The organism is Nonomuraea sp. ATR24 (assembly GCF_041950485.1).
Lineage (GTDB): Bacteria > Actinomycetota > Actinomycetes > Streptosporangiales > Streptosporangiaceae > Nonomuraea > Nonomuraea ceibae.
In genome coordinates this window covers 25,287-47,620 of the sequence record NZ_JBGNUU010000007.1, presented here as the reverse complement: position 1 = coordinate 47,620, position 22,334 = coordinate 25,287, and the positions used below count along the sequence as shown (strand labels likewise).

19 protein-coding genes and 2 pseudogenes are annotated in these 22,334 nt (G+C 69.4%); 7 read left to right on the top strand and 14 right to left on the bottom strand.

All coding sequences use genetic code 11. The features are described 5' to 3' along the window. The first annotated feature begins 35 nt into the window (after window positions 1-35). Entirely contained in the window at window positions 36-341 is a 306-nt protein-coding gene (locus ACBI99_RS19370) for a DUF1330 domain-containing protein (RefSeq protein ID WP_219507153.1), read from the top strand. 249 nt (window positions 342-590) lie between these two features. On the opposite strand, the gene ACBI99_RS19365 is transcribed toward ACBI99_RS19370, so the two are convergent. From ACBI99_RS19365 to ACBI99_RS19330, 8 genes and pseudogenes are all read right to left on the bottom strand, one after another. Then, window positions 591-1,832: an FAD-dependent monooxygenase gene (locus tag ACBI99_RS19365; RefSeq protein ID WP_375072957.1), complete on the bottom strand. Its 1,242-nt coding sequence runs from the start codon at window positions 1,830-1,832 to the stop codon at window positions 591-593. Window positions 1,833-2,914: 1,082 nt separating this feature from the next. Beyond that, window positions 2,915-4,282, bottom strand: coding sequence for a tyrosine-type recombinase/integrase (locus ACBI99_RS19360; RefSeq protein WP_375072956.1), 1,368 nt, complete (start codon window positions 4,280-4,282; stop codon window positions 2,915-2,917). A 240-nt stretch (window positions 4,283-4,522) separates the two neighbouring features. Then, complete coding sequence (locus tag ACBI99_RS19355) at window positions 4,523-5,377, bottom strand: alpha/beta fold hydrolase (protein WP_219507156.1); 855 nt, start codon at window positions 5,375-5,377, stop codon at window positions 4,523-4,525. Window positions 5,378-5,750: 373 nt separating this feature from the next. Further along, a complete protein-coding gene (locus ACBI99_RS19350) occupies window positions 5,751-6,206 on the bottom strand; it encodes a GNAT family N-acetyltransferase (RefSeq protein WP_375072955.1) in 456 nt (151 codons plus the stop codon). Between the two features lie 345 nt (window positions 6,207-6,551). After that, a complete protein-coding gene (locus ACBI99_RS19345; RefSeq protein ID WP_375072954.1) occupies window positions 6,552-8,681 on the bottom strand; it encodes a peptidase domain-containing ABC transporter in 2,130 nt (709 codons plus the stop codon). A gap of 108 nt (window positions 8,682-8,789) precedes the next feature. Then, window positions 8,790-9,134: a hypothetical protein gene (locus ACBI99_RS19340; protein ID WP_375073150.1), complete on the bottom strand. Its 345-nt coding sequence runs from the start codon at window positions 9,132-9,134 to the stop codon at window positions 8,790-8,792. Between the two features lie 128 nt (window positions 9,135-9,262). Continuing rightward, window positions 9,263-9,589, bottom strand: a pseudogene (locus ACBI99_RS19335) (MvdC/MvdD family ATP grasp protein); the annotation flags it as partial. Window positions 9,590-9,631: 42 nt separating this feature from the next. Further along, window positions 9,632-9,790, bottom strand: a complete 159-nt coding sequence (locus tag ACBI99_RS19330; RefSeq protein ID WP_219507160.1) for a hypothetical protein — start codon at window positions 9,788-9,790, stop codon at window positions 9,632-9,634. 173 nt (window positions 9,791-9,963) lie between these two features. On the opposite strand from ACBI99_RS19330, the gene ACBI99_RS19325 reads away from it, so the two are divergent. Next, the gene (locus ACBI99_RS19325) at window positions 9,964-11,118 is read left to right on the top strand and encodes a sensor histidine kinase (RefSeq protein WP_375072953.1); all 1,155 of its coding nucleotides are present in this window, start codon (window positions 9,964-9,966) and stop codon (window positions 11,116-11,118) included. Further along, window positions 11,115-11,756 (top strand): annotated as a pseudogene (locus tag ACBI99_RS19320) (response regulator); the annotation flags it as partial. The gene ACBI99_RS19325 and the pseudogene ACBI99_RS19320, both read left to right, overlap by 4 nt. 121 nt (window positions 11,757-11,877) lie before the next feature. Here ACBI99_RS19320 and ACBI99_RS19315 read toward each other — a convergent pair. After that, window positions 11,878-12,375, bottom strand: coding sequence for a hypothetical protein (locus ACBI99_RS19315; protein ID WP_375072952.1), 498 nt, complete (start codon window positions 12,373-12,375; stop codon window positions 11,878-11,880). A gap of 189 nt (window positions 12,376-12,564) precedes the next feature. Between ACBI99_RS19315 and ACBI99_RS19310 the strand changes: the two genes are divergently transcribed. Next, the gene (locus ACBI99_RS19310; RefSeq protein WP_219507166.1) at window positions 12,565-13,098 is read left to right on the top strand and encodes a calcium-binding protein; all 534 of its coding nucleotides are present in this window, start codon (window positions 12,565-12,567) and stop codon (window positions 13,096-13,098) included. 663 nt (window positions 13,099-13,761) lie between these two features. Next, a complete protein-coding gene (locus ACBI99_RS19305; protein WP_219507168.1) occupies window positions 13,762-13,983 on the top strand; it encodes a hypothetical protein in 222 nt (73 codons plus the stop codon). A gap of 282 nt (window positions 13,984-14,265) precedes the next feature. On the opposite strand, the gene ACBI99_RS19300 is transcribed toward ACBI99_RS19305, so the two are convergent. The 5 genes from ACBI99_RS19300 to ACBI99_RS19280 all read right to left on the bottom strand — a co-directional run bounded on the left by ACBI99_RS19300 (window position 14,266) and on the right by ACBI99_RS19280 (window position 17,575). Beyond that, entirely contained in the window at window positions 14,266-15,825 is a 1,560-nt protein-coding gene (locus ACBI99_RS19300) for an OmpA family protein (RefSeq protein WP_375072951.1), read from the bottom strand. A gap of 80 nt (window positions 15,826-15,905) precedes the next feature. Then, entirely contained in the window at window positions 15,906-16,172 is a 267-nt protein-coding gene (locus ACBI99_RS19295) for a hypothetical protein (RefSeq protein WP_375072950.1), read from the bottom strand. Window positions 16,173-16,278: 106 nt separating this feature from the next. Beyond that, on the bottom strand, window positions 16,279-16,545 hold the full coding sequence (locus ACBI99_RS19290; RefSeq protein WP_375072949.1) for a TetR/AcrR family transcriptional regulator: 267 nt from the start codon (window positions 16,543-16,545) through the stop codon (window positions 16,279-16,281). Window positions 16,546-16,877: 332 nt separating this feature from the next. Continuing rightward, on the bottom strand, window positions 16,878-17,144 hold the full coding sequence (locus ACBI99_RS19285; RefSeq protein WP_219507171.1) for a hypothetical protein: 267 nt from the start codon (window positions 17,142-17,144) through the stop codon (window positions 16,878-16,880). Between the two features lie 119 nt (window positions 17,145-17,263). After that, window positions 17,264-17,575: a hypothetical protein gene (locus ACBI99_RS19280; RefSeq protein WP_219507172.1), complete on the bottom strand. Its 312-nt coding sequence runs from the start codon at window positions 17,573-17,575 to the stop codon at window positions 17,264-17,266. A gap of 203 nt (window positions 17,576-17,778) precedes the next feature. On the opposite strand from ACBI99_RS19280, the gene ACBI99_RS19275 reads away from it, so the two are divergent. Together ACBI99_RS19275 and ACBI99_RS19270 are read left to right on the top strand one after the other, a co-directional pair. Beyond that, a complete protein-coding gene (locus ACBI99_RS19275) occupies window positions 17,779-20,331 on the top strand; it encodes a type II secretion system protein GspG (RefSeq protein ID WP_219507174.1) in 2,553 nt (850 codons plus the stop codon). A gap of 34 nt (window positions 20,332-20,365) precedes the next feature. Next, window positions 20,366-22,282 (top strand): hypothetical protein, encoded by a 1,917-nt coding sequence (locus tag ACBI99_RS19270; RefSeq protein WP_375072948.1) that lies wholly within the window; start codon window positions 20,366-20,368, stop codon window positions 22,280-22,282. Window positions 22,283-22,334 lie beyond the last annotated feature (52 nt).

Sequence of the window (22,334 nt, the reverse complement as noted above, 5' to 3'; positions counted from 1 at the left end):
AGTCGGACGTGTCCGGCCCAACACAGGAGGTTTCCATGGCCAAGGGCTACTGGGTCAGTGTCTACCCCGCTATTTCCGACCCTGAGGGGCTGACTGCCTACGACAAGCTGGCCGGTCCGGCTGTCCAGGCTGGAGGCGGGCGCACCATATCCCTCCTCCCGTCCCAGGGCGGTCGAGTCGTCGCCCACGAGGCCGGAATTGCGCAACGCGTCGTTCTCATCGAGTTCGCCAGCTTTGAACAGGCTGTCGCGGCATACGAGAGTGAGGCGTACCAGAAGGCGCTGGTGGCCCTCCCTGACGGCTTCGAGCGCGACTTCCGCATCATCGACGGCATCGACTGACCTCGACGGCCTGCATGAGGCCACCGGCAGCCTGCCGTGTCCTGCTCAACCTCATCGACCAGGGCCTGGCCTGGCAGCTCCCGCCCATGCGCTCGACCGGCCCCGGCCGGCCGCCGGTAGCGGGGAAGACTTCCTCCATAGGATCTCAACCCTCCCCCGGCGATCGCCGGGCCGAAAGCTACCATTCCCGCAGGCGCCACGTCGTCGTCCAACAGCAGCCCGGTGCCGTGCGGCGGGCTACTCCACGTCCTAGCAGCCCGCGAGGTCGCTCCGGCCTGCTGATGCGGCGAGCGACGGCGAGTAGTCGTCGAGGGTCATGGCGTTGTGCAGGCGTGCGCTCTTGCTGGCCAGGCGGAGAAGTGCGCGCCGGGGCCGGGCGGGCAGGGCGGAGATCAGGCGGGCGCCCTGGGCCAGTCCTCGTACGCCGAGGCGGGAGGCGGGGACCAGGGTTTTGGCCGCGCTGAGCGCGGCCGCGTGGCTGCCGCGCACGTGCCCGGCCATCGCGTGCTCGTAGGCGGGGAAGGCGCGCTGGTGATCGCCGCCCGCTCGCGCCAGTTCCCCGGCCAGTACGTACGCGCCGACGACGGCCAGGCTGGTACTGCCGCCGACGGCCGGGCCGGGACAGTAGCCGGCGTCGCCGACGAGCGTCACCCGGCCGCGCGACCAGGTGTCCATGCGGACCTGGGTGATCGAGTCGAAGTAGAAGGCCGGCGTACGGTCCAGCTCGTCCAGCCAGCGGTCCACCTCGGGGTGCATGCCGTCGAACGCGCCGCGCAGCAGCTCCTTCTGCCGGGGCACGTCGTGGTGGTGGTAGTCGAGCTCGTGTTCACTACGGAACAGGAGCAACGCCCGTGCCTCGTCGAGGTGTCGCGCGCCGTACATGCCGGCGGTGCGGCCCACGCCGACGTGCATGAGGAGCTCTCCGTCGAGGCCGAAGGCGTGAGGCAGGGTCAGCACCCCGAAGTAGGCGCCGATGAAGGCGCCGAAGCGGGGCTCCTCGCCGAAAATGAGGCGGCGCACGTTGGAGTGCAGCCCGTCCGCGCCGACGACGATGTTGAAGCGGCGCGGCGTGGCGCGCTCGAACTGTACCTCGCCGTCGGGCGAGATCGCGGTGATCGAGTCGCCGAAGAGGTACTCGACGTGGTCGCGGGTGGCGTCATAGTAGATCTCGCTCAGGTCGTCGCGCATGATCTCCAGGTGCCGGTCGGAGGTGGCGTTGAAGATCTTGGACAGGTTCACCCGGACAGGGCGCCGGGCGCCCTCCTGGTGAATGGTCATCCGGTTGGTGCCGGTGGCCCGCTCCTCGACGCGCGCGATCAGGCCCATCTGCTGCGAGATGTTCATCGCGGGCCGGAACAGGTCGACCGCGTGGCCGCCGGTCTTGCGCAAAGCCGGCGCGCGCTCGACGACGGTGACGGAGAAGCCGTGCCTGGTCAGCCAGTACGCCAGGACCGGACCGGCGATGCTGGCGCCGGAGATGAGAATCCGCATGGCATTCCTGCTTGTCATTCAGCCCACCCGTACGTCGTGGAGCGCGCGGTCGACCGGCCGTGACCGCCCGTCGGAAACGTTCATGAGCCCACTGTCGCCGCCGGTACGCGCCGGTGGCTTGGACAAATGTTCCCCTCAATCGCCTGGCCGGCGGATTGAAGCACGGCCTCGAGAATCGCGGCGGACCGCCGTATACAACTCGACCTTGGACTTGGGCTGCACCAGCGCCACCTCATCCCGCGAAGCACATCAATGCTCGCACCACCAGTCCTCGGGGCGCTGTTACTTCCCAGCGACATCACCTTGCAGCGGAAACGATCGCTGTCACCTGTCATCGACAGAACCAGACGTGAAATGGACGCGGGACCACGTGTCCTGCTGTGTGGAAGTCAGCGGCCAGGCCATGCGGCGGGATGTTCAGCGTCGTCAGCGCTCTTCGTTGGTTGGATGATGGGCATCGTGACGGACTCGGCGAAGTGGAGGTCGCGCGCCGTGGACCATGACCGGACGGTGGCGGCCGAGGTGTGGACCGACCCCTTGGCGCCGGCTTCAGTGCTGCGTGACCCCCCAGCGAGCGTGGCGGAGTTCCTGCACGTCCCCTGTCCCAAGGTTGCCCGCTCACCCGCCTCGCGCCTCCTTCGAACTCATGGCGGTAGAACGGATCGAGGATCCTCTCAGCCCGGCCGCCAGGTCAGGCAATACCGCGTACTGGTCAACCGGCGGCGGGCCCGTCTGCCACGACGGCTGCCATGTCCGGCAGCGAAGCGCCCCGCCCGATTATGGCGCAGGCCGCGCTCCCGAGATATCCCCATGGGAAGCTCCCGTTGCTCGTCGGGTATGGCTCACGCCTGACCGACACGAAACCACCTGGACGAAAACGCTGCCGCGTGCGCGCGGGCCGGGCTGCTCACCAGCGCGCTGATCCCCTACGCCGAAACTGTCGGTGCCCGTCCGTAACATCTCGGTCACCAAGACGGGCAGCGGCCGGGTTTCGGGTCGAGCCGAGACAGCAGGAGTTCCGGCCTTGGCGCGGGCAGAGGACTCGTGCCAGGAGTGCGCTGCGGCCGGCCGACACAGCCTGCTCAGCGTTTACGTCGCGAGGGGTCGCCGGTCTTGCGGCGTTTTCCTGCCAGTGGCTGTGCTCCCCGATGACGCGGAGGCCGGGGCCGGCGAGCGCGCGCTGTGGCATCCTCCCCGTTCGTCTCATCGACGGCCACCGTGACCTCGGTGGCCTCCCCGGGGCCGGTGGCGGGTTGTCCGGTGAGCAGGTCGGTGAGCCGGTAGGCGGCGTGGCCGTCCAGTGCGCTCTGGCCGCGGTCGTAGCGCTGGGTGGTGACCGGGGAGGCGTGCCCGAGCAGTTCCTGGACGTCTTCGACGGCGACACCTGCGGCCCGCAGCAGGGTGGCGGCGGTGGCGCGGAGCATGTGCGGGGTCAGCTTCGCGATGTCCAGACCTGCGGCGCGGGCGGCCCGGCGCAGCGCGGTCTGCTGCCGCCAGCGGTCGAAGCTGCGGCCGTCGGCGCGTAGCAGGAGCAGCTGGTCGGTGCGGCGGCCGTCCAGCAGCGGCCGGAGCAGCTCCATCACCTCGGCGGCCAGCGGCACGACGACCTGCCGGCCACCCTTGAGCCGGAAGGCGATCACCCAGTGCCCCGCCGAACGCTCGATCCGCCCCGCAGTCAGCCCCTCCAGCTCAGCGGCACGCAGCCCGAGGGTGGCCAGCAGCATCACCGCCGCGGCGTCGACCGGATGACGCGGGGCGATCTGCTGCGCACCGCGTACGAGGGCGGCGGCCTCGTCGAGGGCCAGTGCGGGGGTGGTGCCGACCTTGCCGACCTCGGGCGTCTCCACGAACGTAGCGGGGCTGTGGCTGATCACCCGGCGGCGCACCGCATAGCCGTACAGCGATTTCAGCGTGGAAATGTGCCGTTTGACCGTCGCGGCGGCCAGCGGGCCACCGCCCCGGCCGAGCACCGCCGCATGGCCGCCGCCGGTGCCCAGCTGCTCGGCATAAGCGACCAGGACGTCCTCGCTGACCTGCCACAGCCCGGCGCCGGGCGCGGCAGCGGCCCACCAGCGTACGAACTTGGCCAGGTCGGCCAGCCGGGCGCGGCGGGTCGCGGCGGTCCTGCCCGCGCGCAGCCACGCGGCCACCGTCGGCCAACTGGCCCGCTGACCGGGGGTAGGCACGTCGTCGGTGCGCGGCAACGCGTCGATGAGGTCAACGTCGGCGCCGGGCACCTCACCGCCGTCCCTCGGCCGCCGCCGGGGACGCAGCCCGGCGATGTCACCGACCGAATCCACCAGCGGCGCGGGCGGCGGCAACGGCGGCTCGGCCGCCTGATCGACCCCGCCGACCACTCCCCCGCCGCCACGACCGCCCGCATCGGCAAGCGTCGCGCCCGCTCCGGGACGCCACACCGCGGTGGGCACGAGCACGTCGTCACGGCTCATACGACTCCTTCGAGATCGAGGCGCTCCGAGGGGGCCTCTCCGGTGTCCTGACTCAAGAAATGATGCCGGGTGTAACAAGCCTGCCCAGAATGCCTCAGCTTCGCTGAGCCGCGGGCCTGCCGACCGGCTCAGCGAAGCTGATGCACACGGAATGCGGGCGCTGGGCTGTGACCACCACAACCGCACGCCCGGGCTCCCGTCGGGGCCGTGACGAGCCTGATCGTGCCACATTGATCGTGATCAGCGTCCGTCGGTGTTCGGTCGTGGTGGGCTCGTGAAGAACCTGTGCAGTTCCCTGGCCACCAGGGGCGGATTGCCGCCTCTGTTCCTGTTGCCCGAGCCGCCGTGGTTGAGCTTGGCGAACTCGACGCGTTCCGCGTCGGGCAGCAGGCGTTTCAGCTCGTCGAGCGCGCCCTTCAGATAGGCCGGGCTCTTGCCGCCGCCCATGAGCAGGACGTCGGCTTTGATGCCGGCGAAGCGCCGCCACTGGTCTGTCGTCTCGATGATGAGTTGGGCGTCGTAGTGAAAGGTCGGGACGAGTCGCAGCATGTCGCCGAGCATGAGCCGGACGATGGGCTTGAGCAGCCATCCGGGCGGGGCGTGCCGGAACAGCTGAGTCTCCTTCGTCGCGATGACCAGCGCTTCGGCGTGGTCGCCCGCCTCGATCTCCCGGTCGAAGCGGGGTAGCCAGTCGGTGGCCAGCGACCCGTTGATCGACAGCGGCGGCTCGTAGACGGCCACCTTGCGTACTGTCGGCAGGTCGAGCGCCGCCTGCAGGCAGATGATGGCGCCCGAGCTCAGGCCGAACAGCGCCTTGGCGCCTGTCGCGGCGAGCAGCGCTTCGAGGTCCTCGACCTCCCTGCGCAGGCCGTAGTCGGCCCCATGGGGGCCGCTCAGCCCGCGGCCGCGCCGGTCGGGCAGGTAGACGGTGAACTCGCCGGCCAGTTCCTCGGCCAGCTGCACGTGGCTCCCCGCCGACTCCATGCCGCCGTGAACGAGGACGATCGGCGGGCCGCTGCCGAGCCGCTGGTAACCGATGGTGGTTCCATCTGAGGAGGAGACGGAACCCGTGGTGCCTGACGTGTTGACATCCATCGCGGTCATCCCTTCGGACGTGCCTCGACCGGCCCCCAGGGTTGCCACTCTAATGCGATATAACGCGATGTGGGCGAACGCTCACTCTGCCCCAGCCGCCAGCGACATGCACACGTCGCGACCCTCGCTCATCGAGCCCGAGAGGGACGGGGCGCCTCGGAGAAGCCCCGTGCCGCATCAGTTTGCCTGGGCCAAGTGAGAGTTCTCATTCTTCTGTCAGTAGCTGATCCTCATCAGGTGGCCAGTAAGCACAATGGAGCTTCATGGGAGTCGATTCTGGCATCGGGGGCGGAGGAACGGACGGCCAAGCGCGAGGCGACCGACCGTGTCCTCCAGTGTTGCCGCGCTCATGCGCCTGCGCGCTGCCAGAGGGTTACTCGTAGCGTGCGCGTCGGGCGATGGGGGTGAATCCCAGTCCGCTGAACAGTGCGGCCGACGCGGGGTTGTTGACGTTGATGTCGAGGAGGACATGCGTGTCTCCGGCTGCGCGGAGCCTCTCCAGCGCGGCCAGCGCGAGCATCCGGCCGATCCCCTGACCGCGCCGTGCGGGAAGCGTGCCGATCTGGATCAGGAAACCTTGAGCGCAGGTCACGAAGCCGAGAAGATCTCCATCGTGCCGGCGTGCCACCAGCGAGCAGTGGGGGCGGAAGGCGTCGTCGACGGTCCAGTCGATCCATTGCTGCTGTGACCAGCCGGGAAATCCGGGCCGGTCGGCGAAAGACCGCTGGTACGCCTGAAAGAAGAGGTGGCGCGTGTCTTCCTCCCAGGGCTGGACGGTGATGCCGGCGGGGATCGCGGTCGGGGGAAGAGCGTGCAGGTCGAGGCGCATCACGTCTTCGCCGAAGCTCTGGCGCAGGCCACCAGACGCACGCATCCAGGAGCCAGCAACCGGTCCTCGCCGAACACGCCGACGCTGATCATGTCCAGGCCATAGCGTCGCCCCAGAAGATCGCCCCAAGCCTCCTGCTCTCCTCCATCACGTGCCGTGCATCGGCCCGCAAGACCAGCTATCTGAGTGAGATGCTCCGGCGAGAGTGCCGACCACGTCATGTTCATATTGGCTCCAGACCGGTAAACAGCATCGCGGTCACGGCGGTGCCTGAGCTGGGCCCGTACGGGTGGCCGCGTCTACGGCGCCGTCGAGGTCTGAGACTCCGCCGGAACAGGCGATGGTTCAATGGCCCGGACCACGTGACATATCGGCCTGGGTCGCGACGAGTTCGGCGTACTTCCCGGGCACGCTGATCAGTTGGTCGTGGGTGCCGCGCTGGACGATTCGGCCCGCGTCCAGGACCAGGATGAGGTCGGCGTCCCTGACCGTGCTGAGCCGGTGAGCGATGACGATCCTGGTCTGCGGCAGCCGAGCCAGGCGGGCTTCGATGGCGGCCTCGGTGGCGCTGTCGAGGTTGCTGGTGGCCTCGTCGAGGAGAAGCACCCTGGGCCGGGACAGTACGGCGCGGGCCAGCGCCAGTCGTTGCCGCTGGCCGCCGGACAGGCTGCCGCCCTCGGTCAGCATGGTGTCGTACTTCATGGGCATGGACATGACGTCGTCGTGCAGCGCGGCCAGCTCTGCCGCCGCGACGATGCGCTCCAGGGGGGCGTCGGGGTCGTTGAGCGCGATGTTCTCGCGGATGGTGCCGTTGAACAGGGACGGGTCCTGGGTGACGACGCCGAACTGCCGGCGCAGGCTGCGCGGGTCGAGTTCGCTCGCGGGTACGCCGTCGTAGCGGATCTCGCCCTCCACCGGGGTGTGCAGCGCCAGCAGTACCCGGGCCAGCGTGCTCTTACCCGAACCCGACGCGCCGACCAGCGCGACCTTCTGGCCGGGGCTGATCGACAGCGATATGCCTCGGAGAGACCACGGGCCGTGCCGGTCGTGCCGGAAGCCGATGTCGCGCAGCTCGATACGGCCGCGCAGCCGCAACACCTCGATGCCCTCGCCGGCCTCCGGGGTGGAGATGAGGATGTCGGAGAGCCGGTCGAAGTGGGCGCCGGCGAGCTGGAGACTCTGCAGTGAGGTCATCAGCGAGCCGAGCGGGGTCAGCGCGGCCAGGGCGATGGCGTTGAGCGCGACCAGCGCGCCGACGGACAGTTCACCGTCGAGCACCCGCCAGGCGCCGATCCACAACAGCCCGAGCGGTGTGACCACGCGGATCGCCGACACGACGGCGTCCAGGAAGCCATGGGTGAGGCCGACCCGTACGTCCGCGTCGAGCTGCTGGGCGAAGTGACCCGACCACTGCTCGACAGCCCTGCGCTCCGCGCCCGACGCTTTGAGCGTCTCGATGCCGCTGAGCGTCTGGATGAGGGCGCCCTGCGACTTGGCCAGGGCCGCCAGCTCCCGCTGGGTCAGCAGGTGTACGCGCCGGGACATGGCCAGCAACAGCAGCGACTGGAGCAGCACCACGCCCGTGAGCGCCGCCCCGAAGACCGGGTCGCGGACGAAGATCAGCATCAGATACCCGATGGCGAGTGGCCCGTCGAGGACCGCGGTGATGATCTGGCCGGTGAGCAGTTCGCGCAGGGTCGAGACGCTGGAGGCGCGGGTGACCAGGTCGCCGGTGCCCCGCCGGGTGAAGTACGTGTAGGGCAGGGCTACCAGATGGCCGACCACCCCCTCGCTCAGCTCGCGGTCGGCACCGGCGCGTACGGTCACCAGCAGCGCCGCCCGCAGGTAGCCGAGCACGAGCTGGGCCGCCCCCGCGATCAGTACCGCCGCGCCGAGCAGCGGCAGCAGGGCGGCGGCGCGCTGCGGCAGTACCGTGTCCAGCAGCAGCTCGGAGAACAGCGGCAGGGCCAGGCCGGCCAACTGCAGCACCAGCGAGGCCGCGATGACCTGCGCGAGCAGGCCGCGCCGGCGGGCCAGCAGCGTCCGTACGAACTGTCGCCGCCAGGCGTCGGCCGGCGACGGGCCGCGCCGGAATCCCGCGCCCGGTTCGAAGAGGAGCAGGACGCCGGTGAAGCCCGCCACGAACTCCGCCTGGGTCAGCCGTCGCCGCCCCTGGCCGGGGTCGACGAGGTCGACGCGGCCGGCGGCCCAGCGCTCGACCACCACGAAGTGGTTGGATTCCCAGTGGGCGATGGCCGGGAGCGGCGCGCGGGCGACCTCGCCGGGGGCGAGCCGGAGCGCCTTGGCGGCCATTCCGTGCTCGCGGGCGCCCGCCACGACGGCGCGGGCGCTGAGGCCGTCCCGGCCGACGCCGAGGCGCTCCGACAGCTCGGTGACCGTCGTCCGGTGGCCGTGATGGCCCAGGACCATGGCCAGGCATGCCGCCCCGCACTCGGTCTGCGTGTTTTGGAGCACCACCCGCAGCCGGCTCACCGGACGCCCGCGATCAGTACCGCCACCACCCCGCCCGCCGCCGGCACCGCCACCGCGAGCCAGAGCAGTGCGAACGACGGGCCACGGCGATCAGGCGCGGTCACAGCCAGTGCCATTCGACGCGGCCTTGGCCCGCAGTCCGGCCAGGTACTCCGCAAGGCCCGCGCGACCGGCGGCGAGGGTGCGCGGGTCGGCGGGGTCGGCGGGACGGCGTTCGCGGACGACGCCGAGCAGGTGACTCCTCCCGTACGGGACCGGCCCGACGACGGTTCCGGCGGGGGCGGTGCGCAGCGGTTCGGGCAGGTCGAGGGCGGGGCCGTCGGCGGTGGTGACGGTGATCCGGTCGCGGCCGGCGAGCGCCCGGGTGAGGGCGGTGACGGGGTCGGGGGCGCTTGCCGGTACGGCGAGGCGGTCCTCCGGGCCTTCCGCCCACAACGCCCAGACCCCCTCGAATCAGGGCGCCGAGGAGGCAGTGGTCGATCAGCTCCTCCTGGATCGACGGGTCCCGCTCGGCCCGGACGCGCCTCGACGGTGTGCTCCCACCCGCGCAGCAGGATGGTCGCGATCTTCTCGACGTACTTCCGGTGGTTCGCGTCAGTGACCGGCTCGGGGGCCTGCGGGTGGGTGGGATGGCGGTTCCAGATCGCGGTGAACCGCGAGCAGTCGTACGCGCGGCCGTCGATGCGCAGCGTGTGCCGCCATGACCCGCCGGTCAGGCGCGAGCTCATCGTAGTGCGGGCGGGGTAGCCGCCCGGATCCCACCACAGGAACTCGGCACCGCGCTTGACGAGTTCAGGAACGACCATCCTCACCGAATCGTCGTTCTCGGCGCTGAGGATGAGGATCAACGGATTTCCTTGTCGTCGGAGGGCGGCGTGCCAGGTAAGCACGGGCACGCCGCCCTTACCGCACTATGGCTTCAGGCGTTGCCGTCACACCTGGATGTCCAGCCTGTCGACGGTCCGGCCCTCATGACTGCTGGCCAGATAGGCGCACGACGGCCCTTGCATGCCCCGGCCCCCGACGATGTCGTCCAGGGCGTCCTCGGGCAGCTCGGCGGCCTTGTCGAGATCGTCCAAGCGAATGCTCATTGCTCACCTCTTACGATGTTTGATCGTTTTCTTCCGATGTCACGACGCAACGCTAGAGATCATCCGGTTCCGGGCGCGTCCGCCCGGCGGCGCGATCGCCTACCACCGGAGGCTGACCCGGCTACCTCAACCGGCTGACGCTCATGGCCCGGCCCGGCAGTACCGTTCTGCGGGTGGACCCCCTCGCACGGCTGGCCCAGGTGCCCCGGCGCCCGCCCCGCTCGGACCTGGCGCTCGCCGTACTGCTGGCCGTCTGGGCTGTCGCCGAGGTGCTGCCACCGGGCCCGGACCCGCTCTGGGCCGGGATCGCCTTCGCCCTGGTGACGACGGTTCCGCTGGCGGTACGGCGGCACGTACCGCTGCTCGTTCTCGCTGTCATCGTGGCCGCGCTGCTGCTGCGGGCCGCCACTGCCGACGGCCCGCCCGCAACGGTCGCGCCGTTCCCGGCGATGCTCGTGGCCGCCTTCTCCGCCGCGCTGCACACACGGTCGCTGCCGGTGGCGCTCGGGGCGTGGTGCGGCGCTGTCGGGGGCATGGCCGGCGCGATCGTCCTGCAGTTCTACGACACCCGGCCGGACGCCGGCTCCGCCGTGGTCATGGTCTTCTTCGTCACCGGCGCGTGGATGGCCGGGCGGCTGCTGCGCCGCCGGGAGGTCCAGTTGCGCGACGCCCACGAACGTACCCGTGAGGAGGCTCTGGAGGCGGTCGCCGCCGAGCGGCTGCGGATCGCGCGGGAGCTTCACGACGTGGTCGCGCACTCCCTGTCGATCATCGCGGTGAACGCCGGAGCCGCGCGTGAGCTGGCCGTGGGCGAACCGGAACGGGCACGCGACCACATGGACTTGGTGGCCGACATGGCCCGCGAAGCCCTGACCGAGATGCGCCACCTGCTGGAGGCTCTGCGCGACGACGGCGACGACGCCCTCACGCCGCAGCCCACCCTCGACCGGCTCCCCGAGCTCGTGGAACAGGCGCGCACGGGCGGATTGCCGGTGCGACTGATCGAGCAAGGAGGGCGACGCACGCTGCCTGCCGGGCTGGAGCTGGCCGTCTACCGGATCATCCAGGAGGCGCTCACCAACGTCCGGCGCCATGCCGGTCCGGCCGACACCGAAGTCCGCGTCACGTACGGAATCGGGCAGCTCGACCTGGAGGTCGTCAACGCGCCGCCCGGCCCCGGACACGCGCCACCGGCCTCGGCTCCGCCCGGGCACGGCCTGGTCGGAATGCGGGAGCGCGCCCGCCTCTACGGTGGAACACTTGAATCCGGTCCCGCCGCGGACGGCGGCTACGCCGTCCGCCTGCACCTGCCTGTGGAGCCCCCATGATCCGGGTCCTGATCGCCGACGACCACGCGCTGGCGCGCTCCGGACTGTCGGCCATGCTCGGCGTTCAACCCGACATCGAGGTGGCGGGCATGGCCGCGGACGGAGCCGAAGCGGTCACCGGGGCCTCTCGCCTACGGCCCGACGTGGTGCTGATGGACATCCGGATGCCCGTGTTGGACGGTATCGAGGCCACCCGGCGCATCCGCGCCCGAACCGATGCCCCCACGGTGCTGGTGCTCACGACGTTCGATCTCGACCAGTACGTCTACGAGGCGCTGCGGGTGGGCGCCGGCGGCTTCCTGCTGAAGGACGCCCCGCCCGGCCAGCTCGCCGAGGCCGTACGAACGGTCGCCGCCGGGCAGGCGCTGCTCGCGCCGGCGGTGACCCGGCGGCTCATCGAGCGCTTCCTGACGATGCCGCCCGGAGGCGGGCGAGCCCTGGAACGCCTCACCGACCGTGAGCGGGAGGTGCTGGCCCACGTCGGGCGCGGTCGCTCGAACGCGGAGATCGCCCAAGCGCTGCACCTGTCCGAGGCCACGGTGAAGACGCACCTGTCCCGGGTGCTGACCAAGGCAGGGTTACGTGATCGGGTGGCAGCGGTGGTCTTCGCCTACGAGCAGGGCCTGGTCAAGCCCGGCGAGGCGAGGCGAGGCGCTGACCGCCATCCTGCCGCGGACGGTCCGTCCGGCGAGCACCGCGATCTGGGTACGGGCCGCGCTCGTCATAGGTCGGACGCGAAGCGGTACTGGGCGATGGGCGTCAGCCGGTTGAGGTAGCCGAGTCAGCTTCTGGTGGTAGGCGATCGCGCTCCCGGGCGGACGCGCCCAGGAGCGGATGATTTCTAGCGTTGCGCCATGACCTCTCAAGAGACAGCGCGAGGGCGCACCGCAGGCCAGTTCCGCGGTACGCGACCGGCTCGCCCGCGCGCTGGTGCCGAGCGCGTACGCGGCCCGGCAGCGCCAGGGACACCCCGACGGCGGTGACGATCGCGGGGATCGCGGCCAGCCGCTGCCGCGCGGGGCTGCGGTCGGCGATGGTGTGGACGGCGACCAGCGGGCCGAACGGCAGGAACGGCTTCTCCCAGAAGACCATGACGCTCATCGCGGCGCCGACCAGCAGCGCCACCGTCATGGGTGCGCGCCTGCGCCAGTAGACGGGCGCGGAGGCGACCACGCCCAGGGCGACGATCCACCACGCCTTCGGGCCGGACACCAGCAGCGGGCCGAGGGTGGCCGCGGTGGTGACCGCCGCGATCACACCGTCGCCCCGCCGACCGCAGAACCCGCCGACCCATTATCGGCCCTGCACAGCGCGGCCTGCAGCCGCCGTCCGATCCGGGGGTGCAAGGCAGAAGTACGGCCTTGCAGTGCTCATTGTTACGCGGACCTCCCCCGCGTACTCGGTGTCTACTCATCGCCGGGGCCCGGAACACACCTAAGGAGCAAGATGAGGAACGCACTGCGCACGCTCACCCTGGGGGCACTGGTGGCGGCACCGCTGCTGGCCCTGTCGGCACCGGCGCACGCCTTCACCAACGTGACGTCGAGCGGCGGCCGGCTCTCCGTCAACTCGGCGAACGTCGGCGACAATGTCTCCATCAGCGTCCAGAACGGCTTCCTCGTGGTGAGGAACAGCAAGGACGCGCTGATCACCGCGGGCGTCTGCCAGCAGGTCGACACCCACACGGTGCAGTGCCCGAGCGGGGGCGTCACCAACATCCAGGCCAACCTGCAAGGCGGCGACGACACCCTGAGCAACAACACTGCACTGCCGTCGAGGGTCTTCATGGGGCCCGGGGCCGACACGTTCTTCGGCGGCGCGGGGAAGGACTTCGTTTCGGGCGACGACCACGACGACATCCTGCACGGCAGGGGCGGCAACGACATCCTGGTCGGCAACGCCGGGTTCGACCAGGGATTCGGCGGAGCGGACAACGACTTCTGCGACACCGAGACGCTGAACTCCTGCGAGGACTCGTGAGCCTGCCGGGCCGTCCCGAAGATCGGGGCGGCCCGGCAGTACGGAGCAGGCCAGGCGATGTCGCCGGGCCGGACGTGGGCGCACCGGCAGGCCAGACGCGAGCGCGTTGTTGAACAGGTGGGGAACTGCGCGACCCGGCTGGCCGCCGGCGGGCTGTCCGAACTGGCCGACGTCAGCGGCGGGCGTACGCGGGGTGGGGCTACCCCGAGTCCGGCATCGCCCTTGCCCGTGGTCGGTGCCGGTGCCTGCTTCCCGATTCTCGAGGCGCGGGCCGGGTGCTCGCCCGGCCGGCTCCGCGGTGCGGCGAGCACCAGAGGTCGAGAGCGTCTCAGGCTCCAGGCAAGATAGTCGTGGTGCCGGTCCCTGACTCCCTGGGGATTCGGGACGCAGCAGACCGACCTCTACACGCCGTCGGAGACACAGACCAGCCCCAAGTACGCCACCGTCCACGGTGCGAGGATCCAGCCGCACGACCCTGGCAAGGTCTCCATTCCATACACGGTCGGTACCAGCACCGTGAAGGTGAGTTGCTGGACGCGTGGCTACTACTTCCCCAACAATCAGTACCCGCGATTCGTCGATGTGCCGGTTACGGCCTTCTTCACTCCCAAGACACCGTGACCGCCGTCCAGGAGGAGGTCGCTCGAATGAGCGGGCCAGCACGTGTGCGGTTTAGCGGCGGGGTTCCTGATTCTGCTCACCCTGTCCGCCTGCCAGATCGGCCCCGGCGAGTTGTTCAGGGTCGTCAACGAAACCGATGAGAACGACGCCGTCTACGCCACGTTGCCGCCCGGCCGTATGACGGCGACAGCGCTTTCCGAGGGCTATTGCGAGCAGTCGCGGGGCGGCCGGCAGTATCGCTACCAGGGCCGCGTGTGCGGCTGACGACGCGCATGCCGGGGGCATTGCGCCTGGGCGGACCATCGCCATTCGAATACCACATGTTCTTGACGAGCTACCCGAGCACCTCGAAGTCGCGCGACTGAATTTCGGCAGTTCGGCCTTTCAGTATCAGGCCGTCAGCGCCAGAACTTCACACCTTGCGCGATATGGGGTTCAATTTCGTGCCGACCAATCACGACTGGGATTCCGCCATGCCGGACTACAGCGATCACGGTCTGGTGAGGCTTGCGACGGTGGCATCCTGCGGCGGTCAGTCCTGCGGGGTCAGGGGGCGGCGAGCACGGGGACGTCGGTCACCTTGCCGAAGTTCTGCACCTGGTCCTTGACCTCGAACGTCACCGACTTGACGTCGTCGGGGGGCGCCGGGAAGTAGACGAAGACGCGCTGCGTGCCGCCGGGGCCGATGGCGGTGACCGCGTTCTCCACGAAGAAGGACTCGCTGCTGCGCACCGGGTAGTGACGCGCGCGGCGGCTCTCGTCGACCACGGTGAACATCCCGTACGCCGAGTGGGTCACCCACTCGTGCTTGAACACCCCGCTGAACGGCTGCGGCTGAGGCACCGCGGCCACGTCCTGGTTCAGGTTGCGCACCTCGAAGCTGCCCACCAGGTAGGCGCCGTCGCGGTAGAACGGGTGCACGTCCACCTTGAGCTCGCCCCGGGTGATCGACCCGATCACGGGTCCGAGGTCGTCGCGGAACTCGGCGGGCGTCGAGTCCGACGGCGTGGTGGGCGCCTCCTGTTTGATCTTGTAGGAGATCTCCACCCGCCGGTTGCGGGTCCTGCCGTCCGGGTTGTCGCTTCCGTCCGGCCGCTGGTTCGCGGCCGTGGGCTCGCTCTCGCCCTTGCCGGTGGCCCGGTAGTCGTACGCGTCGCCGAGCCGGGCCGCCAGGTGGTCGCGTACGGCTCGCGCGCGCCGTTCGGAGAGCGTCTGGTTGTAGGAGGCGGAGCCCTTGCTGTCGGTGTGCCCTTCGATGAGGAGCGGCGGCTCGGCGCGTTCGCCGGTCTCCCGGGCCACCTCGTCGAGCACGGCGGTGGCCTTGGCGGACAAGGTGGCCTTGTCGAAGGCGAACAGCACGTCGGTGCGCAGCGCGACGGTCTCGTCCGCGCCGGCCTGGGTGGTCGAGCGCTGCTCGGTCTCGACGAACTCCTGAAGGTCCTCCACCTGCGACCAGATCTCACCCGCAGGCGGGGTGACCGGCCACTGGAACTCCTGGCCGGGCGCCGCGTCGCCGTCGTCCCGCGGCTTGGCGACCGGCGCCGCCGTCGCGGCCGTGACGGGAATGCCGGTCAGTTCGGCGAGCCCGTCGGCGCCGATCACGGTGACCTTCTCGACCTCGGGGGGAAGCGGCGGGAAGTACACCTCGACCGGGTAGCGGGTGCCCTCGCGCCAGGTCTCCGAGTCTCCGCCGGAGGTGACGTGCCTGGTGCCGAACGCCTTGCCGTCGCCGTCGTTCTCCCGCAGGGTCCAGTAGAGCTTTTTGCCGACCGGGTCGAGCAGCCAGAACTCGGCGAAGTGGTCGGGCAGTGTCCCGTGGCCGAAGTGCGGGCCTTGGAAGTCGCCGGAGTCGCTGCTGAGCTCCATCTTCAGCGTGGTCAGCGACGGGTGCCTCTCGACGGCTTCGACCGTCAGGTCCATCACGGTCCCGGGGTAGACGACGCCCTCCCGGGTGAACGTCCGTGCCTGGGTGGTCTGTGGCGCGGCGGCGCTGGTGGCGGACGCGGGCGGCGTCGGCGGCTCGGCGTCCGGGACCGGCGGCGGGCCGGAACAGGCGGTGAGCAGCACGGCACCGACGAGTAAGCACGTGGACGGGAGCGGTCTCATCCTGCGGATCCCTCAGGTCGCCGGCACACCTCTCGTCCATGATATTGGTCATCCGCGATCGTGACGGGGATTCCGCGGCGTCAGGACGGCCCGATCCGGACGGCGACGCCGTCGAGGATGAGATCCAGCCCGAGCGTGAAGTCCAGGTCGGCGACCGCCGCGTCGAGGGTGTCCGCCGGCAGCGTCTCGAACAGCGCGGAGGCGAACAGCCGGGCCGTCTCGGGAAAGCACCCGGGGTCGACGAGCCGGGCCAGCGCGCGGCCGTAGTCGCGTTCGGCGCCGGCCTGTCCCTGGCCTGCGGGCCTGCCTTCGGCCAGCTCGCCGTGCTGCCGCACCGACTGGACCACGTAGCCGTTGATCAGGGTCAGGACGCCGACCTTGTGCGCCCAGTCGAGCCCGGTGCCGGAGCGATCTGGTTGGGCCCGGAGGGCGGTCCGGAGGTGGGCACGCGGGTCAGCCAGGGCCGGCGGCGGCGTCGGCCATGAGCGTCAGCAGCTCGTCCTTGGAGCCGACGTATCGGTAGAGCGACATGCCGGTGAAGCCGAGGCTCTTGGCCACCTTGGGGATCGTCACGCCGCCGAGCCCGTCGCGGTCGGCGATCTCCACGGCGGCGGCGACGACCAGGTCGACGTCGAGGGCTGCGGGCCGCCCCAGCCGCGAGGACTCCGGCAGCCGCCACAGCCGGCGCAGCGCCGGCGGAACGAAGTCGTCGCTGGTCATGGCTTCCTTGTTCGCCCCGGAAGGTCAGCCGTCATTACGCCAGAGCCCCTTTTAGTTTATCTGTGAAACAAAATCGACGGAAGGGCGGAATGGCCACCACGCGGACATGGAGAGGGCCGGTCTGGCGCGACACGGTCGTCTCCCCCCTCAGCGACAGCCACCTCGCGTACATCTGGAGCCCTGACAGGAGGCCGGGCGACACCTCGGGCCTGTGGGGCCCGTGGTACTCGTTCTTGAGCGATCCCCACTGATCTCTGCACTCAGCCTCCTCGAAGGCCCGTACATGACGAAGGGCCCGGAGGAATGCCCCCGGGCCGCAGGTGATCAGGTAGCTACCGGGTCAGCACCATCAGCGTGAAGAAACCGGTGTACGTGCAGTAGTAGGACAGGTAGGCGCCGCTGCTCCTCAGCGCCTTGCCCTTGGCTACGCACTTGGCCTCGGACGAGTAGTCGCCGTACTTGATCCAGGTGGAAGCGGCGGCCGAGGTGACCGACGCGGTCGTGGCGCCGGCGGGCGCCGCCAGCGCGAATCCCGTCGCCGTAGCCAGAGCGACCGCCGCGAACGAGGTCGCGGCGGCGCGGGTGAGCTTGGTGGACATGAAGCATCCCTTCGGGGGGTCGGGCAGCTACGCAGCGGAATAGTAGATCATTTCCGCCATGACCATGATCATAATCATGTGCCCGGCATGCGGCTCCCACCACCCCGCGTTTGCGGTCCTCACGCCCAGGTGGAGGCCCCGGCGTCATCACGCTGTCCCGGCCGCTGCCCGTCATCGGCGGCGAGCTGAACATCGACCGACAACTGTTCCTCGGCAGCCTCCGTGCCACGGCGCTGGACGCCTCCCAGCCGCGTACGCGCCTGACCGGAGCCGATGAAGCCCGGCGGCTCCCCGAGACCGAACTGGCCGTCGTACGAGATCCGCGACGTCGAGGGCCTGCCCACGATGATCGGGCGGGTGGCGTCGCTGGTCACCCAGCGCATCGTGGAGGACGGCCCGGCGTTCGCGATCAGGCCGCGTTCATTCCGCACTGCCTGATCAGCTAAAGACCGGTGACGGCTCGCGGCAAAGATTCGGCAGGCCGCCGGCCATGTACGAAGCCCTCGGGTTACCCGGCGGCACCGCCAGGGCACAGCACGGGATGTTGAACGCAGGGGACGGGCTCGCATCGGCGCCGCCAGATCTCCGCAGGACTGTCGGGCGCAGTGGCGCTCGCTGGCACTCGAGGCAGGCCATGGAGCTCTCCAACAGCAAACGGATCCTTCGCTCGGCCAACTACACCCAGATCAAGCTCAGCGCCACGGAGTTCGCCGAGGAGGACCGGCGGCCCGGCCGGGCGTTGGAGAAACTGAACTTCATCGACCAGATCCCCCTGACGCCGGACGAGCTTGAAGCCGGCGTTGAGAAGCTGATGCGGCAGGAGGACGAGGCCCAGCAGCGGCAGGACGCCGGCGAGGGCTACGACCGGTCGCACCTGCAGCAGGTCGTCAACGTGAAGCGGGAGCTGTCGCGTGCGTCCCTGGCGCCTGATGTCTTCTCCCGGATGGCGCCGACCGCCGCCGCGATCCCGATCTCCGCACTCTTGGCGGTCGCGCGCAGCGCGGTGAGCGGCGACCTCGGCGGAGGGGGGAGCCTGCAGATCGACGCCTTCGAGCAGACCTTCAAGGTGGCGCCTGTCGGGCGTCTCCACCTCGAACGCATCGAAATGTACCCGGCGGGCATCGAACGCGGGGAATTGATGTTCACCATCCCGCTGGCACCCAAGGAGACCATTACCGTCTCTCACAAGGAATGGTCCACGACCGGCGAAGAGTACGAGAACATCGTCCAGGACTTCTTCGAGAGTTACAGCGAACGCGGCGTAGCGGAGAAGACCGACGCCTCGCTCTCCGCCGAGAACGAGAGCAAGCACGCCAGCGCCTTCAACTTCCAGGCCGTCGCGTCAGGAAGCTATGGACCGGTGTCCATGACGGTCACCACGGGGCTGACCAGTACGTCGGACAATCGTGAAGCGCTCAAGACGAGCACGCAGCGCTCCCGCGAGGTGACGGAGAAGGCATCCTCCCGCTCCCGGCAGGAGCACAAGATCTCGCTCAAGCTCGAGAAGAAGTCGGGCGTGGAGGACAGCTCTTTCCGCACCATCACCAATCCGAGCGATACCAAGGCGCTGCGCATCGATTTCTACCGCATGATGCGCAAGTGGCGCACCGATCTGTTCCGGTACGGGCTGCGGCTGACCTTCGACATCATGGTGCCCAATCCCGGAGCTCGGCTCTGGGCGCTGTACCGCCAGGTTCGCGAGCTCGACGCGCAGATCAGGAAGCCGTTCGTCTTCCCGCTCACCCTCGACCAGCTGACCGACGCCAACTGGAGCGCGGAGGCGACGAAATGGAGTGCGGCGGTCGATCCGCCCCCGCCGGCTAAAACGGCTTTGAGTGATTCCAGGAAGCTCCACAATCCCGACCCGCCCGATCCCGGCGTCAATCTCGAAGTGTTCGAATTCATCGCCCCGGACGGCTACACCGTGGGCTCCGAGGTCGCGGGTACGGGAAGCTGGACGGGCGAGCACGACAATCCCGCCATGCAGATCCCGCCGCCCGTCGTGATGCAGGTCACGCCCGGTTCCTTTCCTCACAGCGGCACGTTCCTCTTCACGTCCGAGGCGCGCGGCGGCTCGAAGAAGAAGGTGCTGGAGATCCTCTACCTTCCGTCGGAGCTCATTCACTTGACGGTCAGGGCCGGAGCGAACCGCACGCCGGAGGCGTTCGCGTCCTGGCGGCAGCAGGCGTGGTCGGCGATGCGTGACGCCGCGTTCAACGCCTACCGCGAAGAGATCGCCCGCCTGCAGGAGCAGCGTGACCGCCTGTGGGCCGATCTGACGAGCAAGGACACCTTGACGCTGCGCAGGCTGGAGCGCGAGGAGCTGATCCGGCAGGTCATCACCTGGCTGCTGGGCCCCGACTACCGGGTCTCCCCGGCGAAGACGAGCGTGCTTCTGAAGAAGATCGTCGGCGACGAGCAGAAAGACTTGCCCGACGACCAGACCGGGGGCGCCGACCAGCATCAGCTGACGCCGGCGGACTGGGCGAATCTCAAAGAGATGGGTGACGTCGTCAAGTTCGTGCACCATGCGGTGGAGTGGGAGAACCTGCTCTACTTCCTGTATCCGTACTTCTGGGGATCGGACGACCTGGCGCGGGAGAAGATGCTGTTCGAGCACCCGGACGTCAACCACCGCGACTTCCTGCGCTCCGGATACGCGCGCATCGTCATTCCGGTCCGTCCGGGCTTCGAGGAGCAGTTCACGAAGCTGATCGACTCGGGCAGTCTCGGCGGCACCGGGTCCACCCCTTACCTGCCGATCGCGCAGGAGATAGCCAATCATGCCCGGACCAACTACATGGGCATCCCTCCGGCCAACCCTGAGACGCACGCCCGCCCGCTGCTGCTTCCTCAGCAGCGTAAGACCTGGGCGACGATGGAGCAGGTGATCCTGAAACTGGAGGAGTTCTACAAGGCCAACGGGAGCTATCCCAGCGCGCTGTCCAGTCTTTCGGGCGGGCCCTTCATCGACGCGTGGGGGAAGGCGCTCAAGTACACCATGCCAGGCTCGAGCAACGACTACGACCTGTTCTCCTTCGGCGCCGACGGTGATGAAGGCGGAACAGGGGCCGATGCCGACATCTCCGCCGGCGCGGCAGCCTCGCTGGTCGGCACCTGGTACGACTACACACCGACGAGCGGCATCGACATCGAGCTGAACAGCAAGCTCGACACCACGGCGTGATCGCCGCACGCCCGGCACCAGGAGGCGTGTGGTCATGAGACGGCGCGTCTGCATGGTCCCGAGCAACACGCTGAGCTCGACGCAGGCCAGCACGTTCGCTCTGAAGATCATCGAAGGGCCGATCTTCCTCGACTATCTGAGCGAGACGCTGGGCCAGCCCGTCCAGTTGTTCAGGCAGCACGTTCCGGGCGTGCAGGACTGGTGGGACGTGGGGGAGATCTCCTACGCCGCCGTCCTGTCGACCCGCCACAAGGGGAAGGTCACCTTCGAGGCCCTGCGCGCCGACCGGAACCTGCCGCGCCCGGACATCTCCACGTTCAACGGTCCACGAGTCTCCCGGTTCTTCAGCTTCGGGTTCACGACGGTGACCAAGGCTCCGCCGATCGGTCCGCCGCCTCCCGGGGGCGGCCGGTCGGAGATCTACGAGATCAAGCCGCGCAACCATAGAGGGGAAGCAGACGCGCTGCAGAAGCTGGTCGACGTCGAGGCCAGTTACGTACGGCACCGGATCAGCGGGATTTACAGCCGTGGCACGACCTATCCGTTCCTGGTCGTCAAGGAGATCCCCCTGGAGTGCAAGTTCATCGCCGTCTGGCGCTACCTGATGAACCTGTGGCTGGCCCCGCTCAAGATCGCCATCGCCTCGATCGACATCGAGGTCCAGCGCAGGCACCCCGGCGTCCTGCTGTACAGGATCTGCGTCACCCTGGACGGCCCTGAACGGCTCACCCAGGACGAGGCCGATCGCGTGGCCAACTTCGCCGTGAGAATGTTGCTGGAGGTCAACACGCTCGGTGCCTCCGCGGAGGCCAAGAGCGCCACCAAGGCCATCACCGAATCGCTGCAACCCGCCGACCCCAAGGCCACTCCCCCGCGGCAGACCTCGCCGGTCGTCGCGGGCAAGGACCTGTCCAAGACCCCCTTCCTGTCCATCGTCGCGGACTCCATCGTGGACGAGATGCGCGACGGCCTCGCCGCCATCCGCGACTCCATGTACTCCCGGCTCATCGGAGCTCCGGGAGAACGGTATTTCCTCTGCTGCGACGAGGCCTACTACGCCAACGCGATCGAAGGGCCGAAACGCGCGCGCCTCGCCTCTCAGATCAGAATGCTCGGCACCGGAGGGCAAGCCCGCGCGGCGGCCGGAAAGTCGATGGCCGGCTTGCTCCCGACCTTCAGCATCACCGGCGCGGAGCTGGTCAGAGGGCTGCCCGACATGGCCGTCGCAGTGGGCCGGTGGGCCCTCGATCATCCGACGGAGACTCTCGTCATCGTTTCCGTCGCCATCGTAGTGACCGCCGCGCTCATAGTCTCCGCCGGCGGTGTGGCGCTTCCCGCGGTCGCGGCGGCGGAGGGCACGGCGCTCGCGGGGGCGGTCACCACCGCGGAGATCGTCACCGCGGAAGGGGCGGCCCTCGGCATGCCGGCCACCATCATGGCCCAGACGCCCGGCGCAGCGAGCGTCGCCGCGGCCGCCGTACCCGATGCCGTCCTCGTCACGGGTGAGACGGCCGGTACGTCGCTGGCCTCGGCGCCCGCGTGGCTCAGATCCGCCCTCGCCTCCAGGGCGACCGCCGCGGAACTGGCCGAGATCGCCGGACAGAAGCAGATCGACGAAATGCTGATCAACGTCATGGCGGAAGTGGCGCGACGCAAGGTGCTGCCCGCCGTGGTGTCGGCCGGAGCGGTCGCTCTGGTGGGTCTCGCGCCGTCCGCCGCTTTCGCGGCCACCCCACCCACCACCACCGGTGCCGGCCCGATGGTCGGCATGACCACCGGGCGCCTCTACCTGATCAAGGTTCCGTCGGTCCTGCCCTATCCGTTCTCTTCGCCGCCCCCACTCCATCAGGTCTTCGACGCCGAGCGATACGTCGACAAGACCGCCCGCCTCTCCGGCCCGCAACCCATAATCGGAAATGTACGGATGCTCGGCAGCCTCAGAGTCACCTGACCTGCACTGACGTCCCGCCGGACCAGGGCCAGCCGGAAGAGTTGCGGTGATG